This window comes from Novosphingobium hassiacum (assembly GCF_014196055.1).
Classification (GTDB): domain Bacteria; phylum Pseudomonadota; class Alphaproteobacteria; order Sphingomonadales; family Sphingomonadaceae; genus Novosphingobium; species Novosphingobium hassiacum.
This window is the reverse complement of the sequence record NZ_JACICY010000003.1, coordinates 410,696-429,790: the sequence shown is the minus strand read 5'-3', so window position 1 is coordinate 429,790 and position 19,095 is coordinate 410,696. Positions and strand designations below refer to the sequence as shown.

At 64.4% G+C, this 19,095-nt stretch carries 7 protein-coding genes; all 7 read left to right on the top strand.

Features of this window, described 5'->3' with window-relative positions:
* Positions 1 to 28: 28 nt before the first annotated feature.
* Positions 29 to 709 (top strand): nitroreductase, encoded by a 681-nt coding sequence (locus tag GGQ88_RS09190; protein ID WP_221214579.1) that lies wholly within the window; start codon positions 29 to 31, stop codon positions 707 to 709.
* A 162-nt stretch (positions 710 to 871) separates the two neighbouring features.
* Positions 872 to 4,006, top strand: a complete 3,135-nt coding sequence (locus GGQ88_RS09185) for a CHAT domain-containing protein (protein WP_183612840.1) — start codon at positions 872 to 874, stop codon at positions 4,004 to 4,006.
* A gap of 3 nt (positions 4,007 to 4,009) precedes the next feature.
* Entirely contained in the window at positions 4,010 to 6,055 is a 2,046-nt protein-coding gene (locus GGQ88_RS09180; RefSeq protein ID WP_183612839.1) for a CHASE2 domain-containing protein, read from the top strand.
* Positions 6,048 to 6,812, top strand: a complete 765-nt coding sequence (locus GGQ88_RS09175; protein WP_183612838.1) for a hypothetical protein — start codon at positions 6,048 to 6,050, stop codon at positions 6,810 to 6,812. The genes GGQ88_RS09180 and GGQ88_RS09175 overlap by 8 nt, the downstream gene beginning before the upstream one ends.
* Position 6,813: 1 nt before the next feature.
* Positions 6,814 to 7,596: a hypothetical protein gene (locus GGQ88_RS09170; RefSeq protein WP_183612837.1), complete on the top strand. Its 783-nt coding sequence runs from the start codon at positions 6,814 to 6,816 to the stop codon at positions 7,594 to 7,596.
* Positions 7,597 to 7,693: 97 nt separating this feature from the next.
* A complete protein-coding gene (locus GGQ88_RS09165) occupies positions 7,694 to 9,580 on the top strand; it encodes a ShlB/FhaC/HecB family hemolysin secretion/activation protein (RefSeq protein WP_183612836.1) in 1,887 nt (628 codons plus the stop codon).
* The gene (locus tag GGQ88_RS09160; RefSeq protein ID WP_183612835.1) at positions 9,580 to 19,062 is read left to right on the top strand and encodes a hypothetical protein; all 9,483 of its coding nucleotides are present in this window, start codon (positions 9,580 to 9,582) and stop codon (positions 19,060 to 19,062) included. Before GGQ88_RS09165 ends, GGQ88_RS09160 begins: the two co-directional genes overlap by 1 nt.
* Positions 19,063 to 19,095: the final 33 nt, after the last annotated feature.

Below are 19,095 nucleotides of genomic sequence, written 5' to 3'. Positions count from 1 at the left end.
CTCGGATTAACCGGGCAGCAGACGGGCCATGAGCACCATGTCCGTCACCGAAGCAGTCGTTACGCGCCGATCCGTCCGGCGGTTCCTGCCTGATCCGGTCTCGCGCGAGGTGCTCGAGCGGGTGCTGGAGAAGGCCCAGCGGTCACCTTCGGGTGGGAATATTCAACCGTGGAATGCGCAGGTGATTACCGGCGAGCCGTTGGCGCAACTGGTCGCGGGGGTGGGCGAAGTCATTCCGCAAGGGCGCGCGGCGCATTCTCCGGAATATGTGCTCTACCCGGTCGAGCTTGCAGGGGATTACGAGGCGCGTCGTTTCGGGGTTGGTGAGGCGATGTATGCTGCGCTCGGGATCGGACGCGAGGACAAGCGCGGGCGACTGGCGCAGTTCATGGACAACTTTCGCGGCTTCGGCGCGCCGGTGCTGATGCTGGTGCACACGCCGCGCTACATGGGACCGCCCCAGTGGTCGGACATCGGCATGTGGTTGCAGACGGTGATGCTGCTGCTACGCGAGGAGGGTCTTGATTCCTGCGCGCAGGAAGCATGGGCGGTTTACCAGAAGCAGGTGCGCGCCTGCATAGCGATTCCCGAAGACCATGTGTTCTTCTGCGGGATGGCCATCGGATGGCGTGATCCCGGTGCCGCGGTCAATCATTTCGCCGTGCCACGCGCTCCGATCGGCGAAGTCATTGGCTTTGAAGGCTTCTGATGTCGCATTGATACAAGGCCGGTTGCGGGTTCGCGCGTATCGCCGCTGGCAGTAAGGCAGCAATGCGCCTATGGCGTGCGCAACAGCATAAGACTCTTCGGGCATCGCAGTTATTCGTGGCAAAGCGCTGAGCGGCAACGTCGCGGCGCGGGGAGCGGACCGATGCGTTTTCGTGTAGCAGGTACTTGGGCGGCATTGATGGCGGGGGCAGCGCTGCTGTCACTCGCGACTCCGGCAGTCGCGCGCAACGAGTCGTTGTTGCTGAAGGACAGTTTTCCGTTGGGATCGGGCGGCGGCAAGGCGCTCTGCCAGGTACAGTCGCGCACGGTCGATCCGGCAAACCGCAGCCCGATGGATCGCACATGGGCGATTGTCTGCCGGGATTCAGCGCTGCCCGTCGGACATGTCTTCGCATTGCGTCAGGGGCAGGACGACGTGCTTGCCCGGTTGGCCGAGCGCCGCAAGGCGAGCGTGGACTGTGCCGGGGCGATGGCGGCATCTGTCGCGGGCCGCATGAGGCTCGATTGCCGGTGGCGCGATCCTGCACTCGACTATGAAGTTATCAGTGTAAGTCGCGGAAAGACAACGTATGTTGTTGAAGGCTTTTCAGCGTATCATGGTGCGCTCGATCTTGCGTTGCGCTCGATTTATGCTGACCGAGCGATCGACGAACCGATCGAAGTGGCGACGACATCGGTCAACGATTCCGAGGCCTATGCCCGCATTCAGGCTTTGACACTCGATCCGTCGACCGCGCTTGCCGAGGGGTACCGGCGCAACAATTCGGGCGACTATGCCGAGGCGGCGGCGTTTTTCGAGACGCTCGAGCAGCGCCAGGCAGCGGCAGGCGATGTGCCGATCGATCGCGTCGAATTCCTCGTCAATGCCGGGCTGCAGCGATCCAATCTCGGCCAGTTTACCGACGCAGATGCCTTGTTCGCTCAGGCGGCGGCGTTGCCGGCCGGCAGCGGCGTGGTCGAGCGGCTGCGCCGCAATTACGAGGCGATTCACCTGCTCAACAAGGCGCAGTATGACAAGGCGCTGGAGCGATTGGGTGCGCCGCTGCGTCAGGCGAGTGCCTCTGGGGCCAACACTTTGCGCGAAACGCTTGAACTGACACCTTCGGTGTCGCGCCGGATCAACGCGTCGGATGTGACTGCAAATGCAATGGGGCTGGTAGATGATCTCCGGCTGACCGACGACGAGCGGGCGGTGATCCTCGATGCGCAGACGCTTCAATTGCGGGGAACTGCCCTGCGGCTGCTGGGCAAGCGGGCCGAAGCGCGGGTAGCGCTCGAGCAGGCGCAGGCGCGGGCCATTGCAGTACGCAACGGTCGCGTCGTCTCGATTGTGCGGATGCGCGCGCAACTCCTGAACGAACTTGCCACGCTGGCCGAGGATGAGGGTCGTATGGGCGATGCCGAGGCATTGCTGCGCTCGGCCGTCGATATCGTCAGCGTGCAGTACCCGGATACACGGAGCATGGCTGCCACGCAGGCGCGGCTTGCGGCGTTTCTGGTGCGGCATGGCAAGGCCGCGGAAGCCGAGCCAATCTATCGCGAGGTGGTAGCCCGTTCGGTCGAGCGCGAGAATGGCTTGTCCGGACTTTCGAAGCAGATGGCGCCGTGGTTCGACCTCTTGAGCCAAAAGATGGCCACCGATCCGGCAGCGAGCGAGGCGTTCTTCACGGCATCGCAAGTGCTTGTTCGGCCGGGCGTTGCCGAAACACAAGCTGTCTTGTCACGTGAGCTTTCTGGCGGAAGCGACGATGCGGCAAGGCTTTTCCGGCAATCGAACAGCCTCACGCGCGCGATCGAACGGGCGCGTATGACCTATGCAGCATTGCAGCGGCTTGAGGACGCAGCGGCGCGCACGGCTGAGATAGCGGAGGCCGAAGAGCGGGTCCGCGCGCTTGAGGCACAAGAGCAATCGACGGTCATAGAGCTCAGTAAGTTTGCCAAGTATCGCGTTGTTTCGCAAAGGGTTCTTGGGCAAAAAGAGCTCCAGGACGGGCTCCAGCCTGGCGAAGTCTATGCCAAGATGGCGGTGCTTGGCCCCGATGTGTTCGTGTTCTTTGCGAACAAGGACAAGGCGGTTGGCTATCGCGCAACGGTGACGGCTGATGGGCTTGAAGCAGCGGTGCAGAAGATCCGGGACTCGATCTCGCGCTTTGACGGCAAGCAATATGTGACAGGCGAATTCGCTGCTGCAGATTCCTATGCCGTTTATCAGGCGCTGTTCGGGCCGGTCATGCAGGAACTGGCGGCGGCGCATCACCTGATCTTCGAGCCCGACGGCGCGATGTTGAGCTTGCCGATCAACGTGCTTGTCTCGGATGAAGCCTCGGCGAAGGCATACGCGGCACAAGTCGCGAGCCCGGCGGGCGACCCGTTCGACATGCGCGGGGTCAAGTGGCTGGCAAAGGACAAGATCGTTTCGACCTCGGTCTCGGCGCGGTCGTTCATGGACGCGCGCAGGCAGCCGGGATCGATGGCGCGGGAGGCCTATCTCGGGCTTGGACACAACGCGGCCGTATCGTCGGTGGCCGCGCTGGCCCGATCATCGGTACGCGGGGTGGACGGCATGACCATGGCGGACTGCAACTGGCCATTGGCGATGTGGAACCGCCCGATCTCGGAGGCCGAGCTGGTCAAGGCGCGGTCTCTGCTGGGCTCACAGGGCACCGACCTGATGGTCGGAGCCGCATTCTCGGATACCGCGATCAAGTCACGGCCGGATCTCAACAACTTCCGCATACTTCATTTTGCAACGCATGGCCTTGTCACGCCGCCGCAGGAGACTTGTCCGGCGCGTCCGGCACTGGTGACGTCGTTCGGGGCGAGCGGATCGGACGGGTTGCTGAGCTTTTCGGAGATCTTCGACCTCAAGCTCGACGCCGACATGGTCATCCTTTCGGCCTGCGACACGGCGGGGCAGGCGGACGTCTCGGCAACGCGCGATGCGGGCATCGTCAGCGGCGGCGGATCGGCGCTCGAGGGTCTGGTGCGTGCTTTCATCGGCGCGGGAAGCCGCTCGGTCCTGGCGAGCCACTGGCCTGCACCTGATGATTTCAACGCGACCGAGCGGTTGATCAATGGCCTGTTCGAGGCACCTGCCGGAACATCCTCAGGCGACGCGCTGCTCAAGGCGCAACAGGGGCTGATGGCAGACGTGGATACGTCGCACCCGTATTATTGGGCTGGATTTGCGGTGATCGGGGATGGGGCACGGCCACTGGTGTCGCGAGGTGCGCGGATGGCATCGGTCGACGGCGTTGGCGGGGACAAGAGGAACTAGGGGATGGGGGAGCAGGTCAAGGCGCTAAGCTCGGGCCCGAGTGAAATCGGCAGGTCCGCCCGGCGAAGCTTCCGGCAGCTGGGTTGGCAAAGAGTCGGCGTGGCAATCCTGCTGCTGTGCCTGGCGCTGTATTTTGCGTTCAATTCCTGGCGGTTGCCACTGCTCCGCGATGCCGAATCCGCGCTGTACGATATTCGCGCCGCCAACTTTGCGCCGCCGACCGATACCGACAAGCGGGTGACGCTGGTCGTCTATACTGCCGATACCAACCGCGCCACGGGCCAGATCTCGCCCGTAGACCGCACGATCCTGGCCAAGGCGCTGACGCAGATCGATGCGTTGGGTGCCAAAGGCGTGGGTATCGACGTGCTGTTCGACAGCCCGCAGGACGATGACGAGGTGTTGCGCGCCTCGCTCAAGGCGATGAAAACGCCGGTCTACCTCGCCTACGCCGACAATCGCACCAATCCTGAGGCGATCACTTACGAGCAGGAGCAGGATCTCAAGGCGTTCATGGCGAGCGCGCGGACCGCAATGGTCAAGCCTGCAAGTATTCTGCTCGAGACCGATTCTGATGGTGTCGCGCGGCGCTGGCCGCGCCAATATGCCGGGTTGCCACCGCTGCTGTCACTCGCGCTAACCAATGACGGGGCAGATGCGGACGGGCGGTTCGCGTCCTATACTGGGCCGATCCGCTATCGCGTGCCGACGGCAAGCGACAGGCCGGTTTTCGACAAGATCCCGATCGACCTGCTCGCCGACCCGGAGACCGCGCCGTTGGTCGCCGATGTGGTCAAGGGGCGCTACGTCCTGATCGGCGGCGATTTTTCGGACTTCGACCAATTCGACACGCCGTTCACGCGCACGGGCAATCCGGTGACCGGCGAGACGCGGATGATCGGCGTCGAAGTGCATGCCTCAATGCTCGCGCAGCTTCTCGACAAGGCCTGGAAAGCCCCGCCTGCCGAATGGGCGCGGGTGCTCGCGGCGTTGATCGCGGTCGGATTAGGCGCTGCGACCGCGCTGCTTCAGGTCCGCACGTGGGTGCTGGCGCTGGCGGTTATCGGCCAGTTCGCGGCTTTTCTGGCGGTTCCATTCGTGATCGAGCGGGCAGGGTACGACACACTGGGGTTGCCTGCGACCGGGTGGCTGGTCGGGTGGCTGATTGCCTACACCGCCATCAGTTCGAGCCTTCGCGCGATCAATGCGGCGCAGCGCGAGTTTGCGCAGGGCGCACTGGGCAAATATCTGCCGCGTTCGGTCGCGGCCGAAATCATGCGCAACCCGGATCGGCTGTCGCTGCATGGCGAAAAGCGCGAGATATTCTGCCTGTTCAGCGATCTGGAAGGCTTCACCAAGCTGACTCATGCGGTCGAGCCGGAGATGATTGCACGACTTCTGAACGATTATCTGGACCGGTTGAGCGCTGTGGTCCTGCAGTATGGCGGCACGCTCGACAAGTTTGTCGGCGATGCGGTCGTCGCGTTCTGGGGCGCACCGATCGCGTACCCTGACGATGGCGAGCGCGCGGTCAGGGCAGCGCACGCGATGTATCTGGCTGGCGAGGCTTTCCGCAGATCGGTGCCCGAGGGCGCGCCGCCGATCGGCCGCACCCGAGTCGGCCTGCATTATGGCGAGGCCGTGGTCGGCAATTTCGGCGGGGAAGGGCGGATGCAGTACACCGCGCTTGGCGACGCCATGAACACTGCGGCCCGCCTGGAGGGCGCGAACAAGCCGCTCGACACGACGGTGCTGGTCAGCCGGGAGGCAGCGGAACGGTCGGGCCTCGACTGGTTCCGGCCGATGGGCACGGTCACCCTGCGCGGGCGGCGCACTCCGGTAGAGGTGTTCGAGCCGGTACCGGACATGCCCCCAGCGCTGCGCGGCCTTGCCAACGAAGCTGTTGCCGCACATTCAGCCGGAGAAGAGGAACGAGTGCACGCACTCACAGACAAGGTCCTCGAATCGGCGCATGACGACGACGCGATGATCAATTTGATCCAGAGATTGCGGCAGACGCACAAGGGAGAGAGTTATGTTCTTGGTTGAACGCAGGGCCGCGAGGGCCTTGATTGCAGGGCTGGCAGGCGTTGCCAGCCTGGCCATTGCACAAGGTGCATCGGCACAATCGGTGGTCGTCCGCTCGACCGGACCTTCGGCGGGTATGTATGCACAGGGCAAGAAGCTACCCGCTGGCGCATCGGTCGTCCTCAAGGCCGGGGATCATGTGACTGTCCTCGACAAGTCGGGCACGCGGGTTCTGTCAGGACCGGGCACGTTCGCGCTGAACGGTGCGGTCAACCGCGACGCAGCGCCGGGCGGGACTGCGCTGGCGACGATGATGGCGCGCGGCGGTGGCGCGCGGACTCGTACCGGAGCGGTGCGCGGTGCCCTGACGGGGCCGGTCGCACCTGCGCCGACGGGGCCGGAAAACGTGTGGTATATCGACGTCAGCAAGGGCGGCACCTATTGCGTGGCCGATCCGGCGACAGTCGTGCTGTGGCGCCCGGCCAAGACCGAGGACGGCACGGGCAAGCTGTTGTCGCAGGACGGCAGCACTGCCGAAGTCGCCTGGCGCGCAGGCAGTGCGCTCAAGGTGTGGCCATCAGCAAGCGTGCCTTTGGTCGATGGACAGAGCTACACGTTCAACAACGCGGTCGGCGCCCCGGTCAAGATTCGCACGATGCTGTTGAGCGACGTACCGAGCGATGAACTCGACATCGCTGCCGTGATGGCGGCAAAAGGCTGCACGGCGCAGCTCGACCTGCTTGCAAACCTTGCTGTGCCCGTAGCGGCGGGAGGCTGAGGTGGGCCGGTTTCTGAACAGGGCAACCACGCGCAAGTTCGCGATTGGTGCAGCCGCCGTGATCGGCATTGGCCTTTCCGCACAGGCCCTTGCGCAAGCCGTGGTCGTGCGGTCGACCGGGCCTTCTGCCGTGGGTTATCCCAAAGGCAAACGACTGGCGGCCTCCGAAACGGTGGTGCTGAAGCAGGGCGACGTGGTGACGGTGCTCGACAAGGCCGGGACGCGGGTTTTACGCGGAGCGGGTTCGTTCGTGCTCAACGGCACGGTGAACCGCGATCGCAGCGGTGCGGCATTGCTGGCGCGATCGCTCAGCAATCCGGCGTCGGTGCGGGCAGGGGCCGTGCGCGGCGCGGGCGACACTTCGGGTGAGAGCGTGATGCCGGTCAGCATCTGGCTGGCGGACACCGATCAGGGCGGTAACGTCTGCGTTCCGCGCGGTAGCGACCTCTATCTGTGGCGCGGCAAGGGTACCAAGCGCAGCTTCACCTGGCTGACCGAGGCAACCGGCGGCGAAATGGTGCGGATGCAGTGGCCGCCAAAGACTGTCGGCATTGCCTGGCCCAAGACCATGCTGGCGCCGCAGGAAGGCCGCACCTATCGTATCTATGACGAGGCGACGCCCGACACCGTAGCGGAATTCCGGATCGTGATGATCGAGCCCGAAGTGATTCCGGCCGATGCGGCCTCGCTCGGCACTTTGTTGCTGGACAATGGCTGTCGCGCGCAGTTCGATTGGCTCGCAGCGACGCTCGATGAGGAGGACACTGCGCAGGAAGCGCCTTAACGCTCTTCCCCGCAGCATTTTTCCTTGGAAAATGAGGCAAAAATAAGCCTAAGGGACTTGTACATCACGGGTCGCGCCTGATGGAGTTTCGAGTCGAATGGCCGATCGGTATGCAGCGCGGCCCCGTTCAGGGGTTATTTCCGAAGTCTCGATCCGGGGCCTGCTCGGCCCTGAACGAGTGCGACGTCCAAAACTGCGAGGGGGGCGCGTCGCCGCGCTGGCTCTCGCCACGTCGGCGTGCCTGTGGGGCAATCTCGCATTTGCTCAAGCTACGCCTCCGGTCGGCGCGCAGCCGCCGACGCGCGAATCGGTCGAGCGTGGGGTTGCCGAAGGAACCTTGAGCCGCAGTGGCCCGGTTTCTGTCGACACCTCCGAAGTCGAGCGCGCGCCGTGCCCGCTGGCATCGCCCGATTTTGCCGGTATCCGCCTGAAATTGACATCGGTCAGCTTCGGCGGAATGAGTGACCTGCCGGGCTTCGACCTGAGCGGCAGCTACGCCGAATACATCGGCACCGAGCAGCCGGTCTCGGTGATCTGCGAAATTCGCGACCGGGCGGCCACTGCCCTGCGTCAGGCGGGCTATCTCGCCGCGGTGCAGGTTCCGCCGCAGAAGATCGAAAGCGGCGCGGTCAAGCTGGACGTGCTGCTCGCCCATCTTGCCCGTGTACAGATCAAGGGTGATCCCGGGGCCTCGGAAGGCATCCTTCTGAGGTATCTCAACAAGCTGACGCAGGACCCTGTCTTCAACACACATACGGCCGAGCGCTATCTGCTGTTGGCCAAGGACGTCCCGGGCCTCGACGTGCGGCTTGCGCTGCGGCCGATCGAGGGCTCGCCCGGCGAAGTAGTCGGTGAAGTGTCAGTGCGGCGGGTGCCGGTCTATGCCGAACTGGGCCTGCAGAACTACGGTTCGCGCAGCGTGGGCCGTTACAACCTGCTGGCCCGCGCGCAGCTCAATGGCCTGACCGGGCTTGGCGATGCGACCACGTTGAGCTTCTTCACCACGACCGATCTTGACGAGCAGAAGGTGTTGCAGATCGGCCATGACATGCGTCTGGGTGGTGAAGGACTCATGCTCCACGGCGATTTCACGTACGGCTGGACCAATCCGGCGGTGACCGGTGCTGCGTCGGATTTTCATTCGCGCACGCTGTCGGCCTCCTTGGAGGGCGCCTATCCGGTGGTGCGCTCGCAATCGTACAATCTGTCGATTGCCCTGGGCGGACAAATCGCAAACCAGGATCTCGATTTCGGCAACATCCCGCTGACGCGCGATCGTCTGCGCGTGCTCTACGGACGTGTTGAAACCAGCGGCGTGTCGAAAGCGAGCCTAACCGGCCGCGACGGGTTCACGCCTTTCGAACCGCACTGGTCGTGGGGGATGGTAACCGAGGTTCGGCAAGGGCTGAACATCTGGGATGCGACCAATGGGTGCTCGGGAGCGGGTTGCCCGGTGCTGGTCCCGGGCAGGGTGACGCCGAGCCGCGTGGAGGGCACGGCCAAGGGTTTCGTCGTGCGCGCAAGCGGTGTGTTCGACTATCGGCCGGTGCGGGCGTTGACGTTGAGCCTGCAACCGCGCGCGCAGTATTCGCCGGACAGGCTGCTGTCGTACGAGGAATTCTCGGGCGGTAACTACACCATCGGGCGCGGATACGACCCCGGCGCGATCATCGGCGACAGCGGCGTCGGTGTGCGCGGCGAAGTGCGCATCGGATCGCTGATCCCGCGCGTGGCGGGCGGCAACGCGCTCCAGCCGTATGGCTTTGTCGATGCGGCCTGGGTGTGGAACCACGATAGCGGCACACCGAATGATCCGGACAAGATCGTCTCGGTCGGCGGCGGTTTGCGCGCCGCCATCCATGACGCAATCAGACTCGACGTCGGGGTGGCCGTGCCGCTCCGCGAAACCCTCGGTACGAACGTCAAGGGCAAGGCCCGGTTCATGCTCAATCTCTCGTTCCAGCTTCTCCCGTGGAGGCTGTAATGACGGAGGCGACGATGCACAGGCAGGTCACGATTTCGCGCAGCGGTCACATCATTGCGACGGAGGCCTGGTTGCGCAAGCCGGTGCGGCATGAGGTTGTGCGAGCGCAACCGCGTCATAAATCCGCGATGAGCCGACTATTGGCGGGCGTATCGGCCGGCGCTGCGGCGCTGGCGTTTCTGGCCGGGCCGACGCACGTCCGCGCTCAGGCCGTGATCGGCACGCCTACGATCCAGTTCGGTATCGAAAACGTGGACCGCACGGTCCCGGGCACCGACACGGTCAATGTATCGGCGCCCGAGGCTTTGCTCGATTGGACGTCGACCAGTGCGTCGGGCGTATTCCTGCCCGAAGGCTCCACGTTGCGGTTCAGCCGCGACGGCGATTACACCGTTCTCAACCGCGTGACGTCGGCTGTTTCGGGTGGGCCACTGTCGATTTCCGGCCTCGTGCAATCGGACAGTGGCGGCAAGGTCTGGTTCTACAATCCCGGCGGCTGGGTCGTCGGTGCGAACGGCGTGTTCAACGTGGGCAGTCTGGTGCTGACGTCGTTGCCGATCACGGTGGACTCCGCGACGGACACGGTCTCGCGCCTTTTCGGTGACAAGGGTGAGATCCGTTTCGGTGCGGCGACGGTTCCGACGTCGTCCGTCACGATCAGCAACCAGGCCCGGATTAACGCCGATCTTGCAACCGGCAGCTACGTTGCGCTGGTTGCGCCCAAGGTGTCGCAAGGCGGGACCGTGCGCGTCGATGGCTCGGCTGCCTATGTCGCAGCCGAAGCGGCAACGATGACGATCAACAACGGCCTGTTCGACATCGTCGTGGATAGCGGGTCGAGCGACACGACCGGAATCTCACACACCGGCACCACAGGTGGTCCTGCGGGTAGTCTGTCCGACCCGAACCATCGCATCTATCTGGTGGCCGTGCCGAAAAACCAGGCAATGACCGCAGTGGTTGCCGGGTCGCTGGGCTACGACGCGGCGGTTTCGGCTTCGAGCGAGACCGATGGCTCGATCGTGCTTTCGGCTGGCCGCAACGTCCTTGGCGGCTCGATCGATCTGGACAGTGCGGTCGGAACCAACGCTTCGCTGCTGGTCCAGGGACTTAACGCGTCCAACGTCGTGAACGGCGCGGCCTCGGGCGGAATCGGGATAGACGCCACAGCTGCCGACGTGACGTTTGGGGCTGACGCATTCCTCAAGGCGCAAGGGGATATCAAGGTCGATGCGTCTGGTGGCAACGATCTGACTGTGGGCGGTGCGCTCGATCTGCGGACGAGCAATGCCGTCACGTCCGGCGCGATTACGGTCAACGTCGGCAGCGGCAGCGCGTTCGTTGTCGATGGCGACTTTACTGCGAGCACAGTCGCCGAAGGGCTGATTCAGGTCGATCCGGACAACGGCGATGTGTTGCTGGCCGACAGCGTTGGCTCCGACGCGGCGTCAGGCGATGTTCATGTGATCGTGCGCGACGCGGACTTCAGCGTCGGCGGCGAAATGACCCTGCAGTCGATCGCGACCGGGGGCGTAGGCGCCTTGTCGGCGGGCAAGGCCACGGCGGGAAGCGTCTTGTTCTCGGCATTGCAGGATCAGCCGACCTCGCCGACCCGCCAGATCGACCTTGGGCCGGTCCAACTGACTTCCAACGCCGGAACCGCCGGGTTCTCGGCACCGCAGTTGCCGGTGGCCGGATCTGCGTCACAATCTGGCGCTGTCGAATTCTCGGTCGATGGCGGATTCCTTTCGGCATCCAACATCAATCTCTCCACCAGCGCGCAGGCAAGCCTGGGGGTCAATTCAGCACCTCAGCAGGCGACCACGGGAAAGATCGGTTTCAGCTTTGCCAATAGCGACAGCGAAGGCTTTTCCACCGGTTCCCTGAACGCCAATAGCTACGCTTTTGCCGAGAGCGGCGGCTTGGTGACGCAGGGCGATGTCGGACTGTCGCTGGACAATGCGGATCTGGTTTCCGGCGGTGGCATCTATGGCTACATCGGTCTGCGATCGTCGGCGTATGGCACGCTGACCTTGCCCAACACCGTGCGCGTGTCGCTGACCAATGGCTCGACGCTAGACTTGGGCGACGGCTACCTTTCGCTCGAAGCGAGCGGCGGAAACGGCATCGGCATCCAGAAGAGCGCAAACATCGCGATCTCGCTCGATGACAGTACGCTGACCGGCAGCAGCGTCTATGCCTACAGTTCGGCGCGAGGCACCGGAACCGGGGCGAGCGCACTGGCGGGCAACATGTCGTTGTCGGTCGTCAATGGCGGCGCGCTCGATGTGGCCAACTCGGTTTATCTCAACACTGACGGTTATGGCGGCAACGGTGCCGATGCGGGCAATGGCACAGGCGGCAATATCGATGTCGTGATCGATGACGGGGCGATCGGCACAGGCTATTTCAGCGCTTCCTCAACCGGAACTGCAGGATTTCGCGATAGCGGATCGGGTCTGACGGGCACGGGCCGCGGCGGCACGACCACGATTGTTCAACGTGGAGCGAATTCGAGCGTCACCGTCGATACCTTCATTGCCGAGAGCCTCGGTTTCGGGTCCAGAGGCGGCGAAGGCAAGAGTTTCAATAGTCAGGCCAGCAGCGGGGCCGGTGGCGGCGCAGGCATTGGCGGGACGGCAACCTATTCCATCGAGAGCGGTAACCTTACGGCAACCGATCTGTCGGTGCGCGCCGATGGTGAAGGCGGCGAAGGCCGCAGCGTCGAAGGCTTCAGCCCGGCCAAGGGTGGCGAAGGGGGAGGGGGCACGGCTTCGTTCACGCAATCTGGCGGCACGGCAACGATCAACACACTGCGTGTTTCGGCCTCGGGCGTCGGTGGCAACGGCGCGCAATTCGACAGCTACCTGGGCATCGACGGCGGCAACGGCGGCGATGGCTTCGGGGGGTCGGCATCGGTCGGCCTGACCGGCGGAACGCTGTATTCGGATACGCTTTCAGTTGAGGCAAACGGCAACAAGTCGATCGATTACGGAAACGGCTATGTCGCGTATTTCGGCAATGGCGGTGATCTGTTCTACGACAACGGCAGCGCCGGTAACGGCGGCACCGGGCGGGGTGGAGATGCGCTGCTGAGCGTAAACGGCGGTTCACTGCTCGACGCTGCGGACAGCAACGCAGTATCGCTTGCGGTGACCATCAACGCAATCGGCGAGGGCGGTGCGGGTGGTGCAGCCTACATCGAATCCGACGAGATCGCGAATTCCGGTTCGGGCGGAGCCGGGTTCGGCGGTAACGCGACGGCCAGCTTCGCTTCAGGCGCATTCGATGCCACGCGGCTCGACATCAACGCCAACGGTCGGGGCGGCTTGGCGGGCAATGACGCGCAACGCATCTCCAGTGACGCCAACCGTGCCGGCGCGGGCGGAAGCGGGACGGGCGGCAGTGCTGCGTTCGAAATCGGCACCGCGTTCGACAGCCTGACCTCCTCGGACAACGATCGCATCACGACGATAATCGCCAATGGGATCGGGCAGGCTGGCGAAAGCGGGCGTATCGGTGGCGCAGGTGGCGCCGGGACCGGCGGCTCGGCCACAATCCGCGCAGTCGGCGGGATCACCGACCTCGTCGCGCCGCAGGTTTCGGCAACGGGAACCGGCGGAGCCGGGGGCAACGGCAACCTCGACGGGAATGGCGGCGCTGGCGGCAATGGTACCGGAGGCAGCGCAAACATCGTCGCGGACGGCGTCGGCACGCGGCTGAGCCTCAGCAATCAGGCGCTCAGCGCGCGTGGCCAGGCAGGTAGCGGCGGTGAAGGTGGCTCAGGGTCCACACAACTCGATGCAGCCGGAAACGGTGGCGCGGGTGGCGTGGGAAGCGGCGGGACGATCTCCTACCTCGCATCGAACCTTGCACGGCTGGGCGTGCCCGGCCAGACCAATCCCGAGAACCATGATGTTGGTGGATTCGGCGGCGATGGCGGACTGGCGGGCAACGCTACCGTCTTCGAGCAGAACGCGGTGGGCAACGGCGGTGCCGGTGGCGCGGCGGTTGGTGGCAACTTCATCGGTCGTGCCGAAAGTGGCGGCGATCTGACGTTTGGCGCAGTGACCATCGCCGCCGACGGATTCGGTGGCGATGGTGGTCGACTGGGTAATGTATCCAGCGTCCAGACCGGCCCTTCGATCGGAGGCATTGGCGGTGACGGCACGGGTGGTTCGGTCAGCTTGACCACGGCCGGCATCGGATCGTCGCTTACTGTTTCGGCGCTGACGGTCACGGCGAATGGTTCAGGCGGAGACGGCGCAAGCAGCGTCGGAAACAATCTTGCGACCGGTGACGGATCGATCGGCAGCGCTGGTGGTTCCGGAGTTGGCGGAGCGATCACGATCCAGGCTGACGATGAAGCGCTACTGACGCTCGCGCCTGATGCTGTCCGCATTGATCTGATGGCGAATGGCATGGGCGGTTCTGGCGGACGCGGTTCTGCGGCGCTGGCGGGATCCGGTGGGGACGGCGGTGCCGGCGGCGTGGGCGGTCTTGGCCAAGGGGGAGGCATTGCGCTTGCAGCCAATGCGTCGGGCGAAGCGGAAATAGCCGCTGCCGGAACCACGTTCATCATGGCCAATGGCTTTGGCGGATCGGGTGGTCGCGGTGGCAACGGCGCAAGCACGACCGCGCCCAACACGCTCGGTGGCAATGGCGGCGATGCGGGCATCACAGCGCCGGGCGTCGGAGGCACGGTTGCCTTCAACGCTATCGGCGGCGCGCTGACGGTCGGAACGCTCGATGTGGCGGCGCGCGGCTTCACCCAAATCACGACGGGGCCGGGTTCTCCCGGTAACGGGCCGGCAGGGTTCGGAGCGCAGGGCCAACGCAATTTTGCCTTGCCGTTCGGCGGCGATGTGTCGTTTACCTCGGGTGACGACGAAGGTGGCGATACGGGGCGGATGCAGATCGGCGCTGCATCGATCGATGTTACCAGCCAGATCGTGTTCGACGGGTTTGCTTTTGGCGGAGCCGGAGGCAAAGTCGATCTGCTGGCGCAAAGCTCGCAAGCCAGTGGCGCGATGCGGTTCTCACGCCTTGCTATCAATGCTACCGGCATTCCGGTTGAGGGATCGAACGTTACCGTCACCGCCGTATCGGGACCGATCGAGGTCGATTCCGACCTGCTGGTGCAGGCGGCAGGGTTTGTGTCGGTGACCACGAATGGCAGCGCGGGCGTTCTGGTCGGCGGGCTTGCCGACATCTCGGCACCCCTTGGGCTGACGATCACCGGCAACAATGGTGGCCAACTCAGCGCCGACACCATCAACCTGATCAGCAGCGGATCGATCGACATCGCCAGCGTCGATTGTCCGAACGAAACTTGCGCGCCCGTTCATGCCACTTCGCAGCTCAGGGCCCTGGCGGAGGGCGATTTCAACCTGACCGGACCGGCATTCATCGCGGGCCTTGGGTCGGTCGACATATACGCGTCAGGCACGATTAGCGGCGAACGCGGCAGCGGGTATTTCTCCAATGGCGATGTGCTCGTCCGTGGCGCAGGCGATGTCACCGTGCGCAATGCGACCGGAGGCCAGATCAACGTCGCGGCGGGGGCCGTCGAAGACGGAGAGATCTTCTACCAGCCCGCCACGCTGACGCTGGGCGAGGTCGAAGGCGGCGGGCTGTTCGACAGCGCCCACGGTGCGAACTTCGTCAGCGGTGGCGGCATCACGGTCACAGATGGCAATACGATCTCTGCGCGCGCCGAGCTCACATTCTTCAGCGGTAACGACATTGCCGTGGGCGCAGGTAACCTGATCGAGGCAAACACCGATCAAACCTTCGAACCCAGCTCGATCTCATTCCGGGCTGGCGCGGTCGATATCGCTTACACTCTCGCCATCGGCGATATCGCGACGGTCTCGTTCGGCAGCGGTACGACCGTGAATTCCAACAGCGGTGCGATCGATCTGTCGGGCGCGGCGATCGACGCGCGGTTTGCAACGTTTTTCGCTAATCAGCTCCGCGCCGATGTCACCGGGCAACTGGCGTTGACCGATCCGCGTGGCGACGACGGCGGACGGCTCGACCCTGCGTGTCTGGAGGGTGCGATCTGCATCGGCAGTGCAACGACGTCGGGCAACATCCTGATCGGCAAGGGCGGCATCAGCCCGCTGGACGTGCTGGCAACCGGAAGCCTGTCCGGGCGAAACGTGGGCATATCCGCGTTGGGTCGCATCGCTCTCGACCCGGCGGCACAAGTGCTCGCGGTCAACTCGGTAAACATCGCTTCGGCGCAAGGTGACATCGCGCTTGGCGCAGGCGCGCTCGTGCGCGGCGGGACGGTTGCGCTTTCGGGAGCGGGCTCGCTTACCGGCAGCGGTGCTATCGAGGCGACGTTCGACGATGTCGGATTGACCTTCGGTGGTGACATCGATGCAGCGTCGATCAGCGCCGCGCGTGAGCTTACAACCGCCAGTCTCGTCGGCGGAGTTACAGAAGGCTCGTTCCGGGCGCCGGGATCGTTGCGCGTCGGACAACTGACGCTGGGCACCGACGCCGATATCGGCGCGCGGGATGACCTCGTGATCGGCAGCATCGCCCTTGGCGGCAAGAGCGCGCTCCTGACTGCCGGTGGCTTGCTCGATCTTTCGGCAACGCAGAACGTACTCAATCTGGATCTGTCTGCGCCGACCGTGACATTCGGTGCGCTGAATGTGGCAGGCGACGTGTCGATCGAAGGGGGCTCGGTCTCAGGCATGGCGGCCGTTGCAGGTGGCACCCTGACGGTCGATGCAGACGACCTTTCGGCACAACAACTGCAGTCGGCGGGCGATCTGAGCCTGACGGTAGTCAACACCGCCGCCTTGGGCACGGTTGCTTCGACAGGTGGGTCGGTGACGATCGATCCTGCGCTGCTGACGTTCGACGCGATCACTGCGGCTGATGCTGTCAACCTTGCCGGCGGCACGATTACCGGCGGAACGGCGTCCGCCGGAACCGGCCTCGATATCACGGCAACCGGCGCGCTGACGCTGACGTCGGCGTCCTCTGGCTCGACCATGACGATCAACGCCGCAAGCATGCGTTCTGGTGCGCTGGTGGCGGGCACGGATCTGTCGTTGACCGTTGCTAACGCGGTGATCCTGACCGATGCGGCGCGGGCAGGTGCCAACCTGTCGGTGTCATCGGCCAGCCTGGTTGCACCATCGCTTTCGGCGGTAGGCAACCTCAGCGTGACGGCACCCGGTGCGGCGACGCTCGGCACGGCAACCGCAGGGCAGGCCCTGACCATCGACGCGGGTGATTTGCGGTTCGATGCGCTCAACGGCAACACGATCGGGGTCAAGGCCGGATCGGTGCTGGGCGGTTCGGTGCGGAGCACGGGATCATCGAACATCGCCGCGACGGGGCCGCTTTCGGTCGCTAGCGTTGATGCTGGCATGGCGATTGCTCTGGCAGGGTCGAGCGTTGCGGCAAACGCGCTGACCGCCGGGGCGGGCGTTTCGGTCACCAGCGCTGGCGCGGCCCGCTTCGGTACGGCCTCGGGCTCAGCGATCAACGTGACGACGGGTTCGCTCACCTTCGACACGATCACCTCGCGCGGGATCAGTTCGATTACCACGACAGGCAACGTCGCAGGTGGCACAATCACTTCGGTCGGGGCGCTTGCAGTGTCGTCGGGCGGTTCTGTGGGCTTCACGAAGCTTGATGGCGGGTCGGTTTCCGTAGCCGCTCGGTCGGTTGCGGGTGGAGACGTGACTGCTCGCAACGGAGCGATCCGCATTTCGGCAAGCGGCCCAGTAACCACGGGCGCGCTGTCCGCAACGGGCAACATCGGTCTGGATGCGGGCGCGTTGACGTTCACGACCGCATCGGCCGGTGGGCGTTTCGATGCCAACGTGTCGTCACTGTCGAGTGGCGCGATTACAGCGGCAGGCGACGTGTCGATCTTCTCTGGCGAAGACCTGACGCTTGGCAGCCTGACAGGCGCAGCGGTGTCGCTGGGATCAAGCGGCGTGGTCAATGTCGCGGCGCTTGTCGCCAGCGGCCTTGTCTCGGTTTCGGCCGACGCCGTCAGCCTGACCTCGCCGGGTGCTCTGCAGATCAGTACGATCAATGCATCGAACGGAAATATCGAAGTCATCGCGAACGGCTCGATATTGGGGCAGACCATCAACGCGCGCGGCGATGTCCTTCTGCGCTCGATAACCAGCGATGTTACTGTGACGCGCGTGTCGGCAGGCTACGCCAGTGCGTCGAGCGACAGCCTACGGCCACAAGCGACTGCGGTTTCGGGAGTGATCGGCCAGGGCGATATCCGAATCGAGGCAGCGCGCGATATCCGGATCGACAGCGTCGCCGATGCTGCGAATGCTTTCATTGCGAACGCTGGCCGGACGATCATCCTCAATGGGCTGGCCACCGGCAAGACGATGGCGTTGTCATCGACCGATCTCGGCATCGGCACGACCGGCCAGCTTGGCGAAGCCGCGCATACGACATCGATCGAACTGATCAACTCGGGGCAGGGCGTCACCTATCTCGGCGACAATGCGCGTACCGATGCCAGTGGCGGCTACACTGTTTCGCAAGGCGAATTTTCGCGCATCCAATCGGGCGGCGACCTGCTGGTGCAGGGTGGAAGTGCGATCAGGGTCGGCGACTTGTCAGTCGTCGCCCAGGCAGGGACCACGCCGGGGCAGATCGGACAGACGGGGCGGTTGGCGCTGGCAGCACAAGGCCCGATCACGTTCGTCGGCGGGGTGACCATGAGCAACGCGGCCGGCAACACGCTGGCGGTGAATAGCGGGCAGGCCATCGCGCTTGATGCGACGACGGGGTCGATCCGGCTGCTCGAAGGGCAGGCGCGGGCAGGTACGCTTTCGCTCTCGGGCGGCAGCGTCGCAATGGTGACGGCGCAGGCGTCGGCGGACATTGCCAATGTGACGGACACCGCGCCGATCACCGAGCGGCTTTCGAAGAACGACGGGGTGACTGCCGATCGTACTCTGGTCGAGGCCGAGACGATTTCGCTGCGGTCTGACCGCAAGGTCTACATTCAGAACACGTCTGCCAGCACCGAGTTCGCGGATCGGCGCGGGCTGGTGGCGACCAACCTTTCGATAGACAGCCGTGATGGCGGGACGCTCGATGTCGTGATCAACGGCACGGTGGGCGGTGCAACGGGCATCGACGCGATCGGCGTGATCGGTTTCAACGAGGATCTGACCGCGCTTTCATCGGTCAATGGCTGCGTCGTCGCCAATGTCGAGGCTTGCGGCGTCGACCCGGTCGAGGAGCCGATCATCGAGGAGCCGTTTAGTGCGATCAATACGCGTGACGTGATCGAGGAGGTACTGGACGAAGCACCGGAAGACAGTGCGCTGGTGGTGATTGACAGCTTCATGCAGAGCCCGCTGATCCAGCTCAACCAGATTGCGCCCGCCGGGTTCGAGCCGCTGATCGACGAGCCGGTGACGGGCACGGGCAATGACGATATGCTCGGAGAGGAGCAACCGGGCGAATAGCTTGACCGGACGCAGGCGCACGGGGCAAGGGCT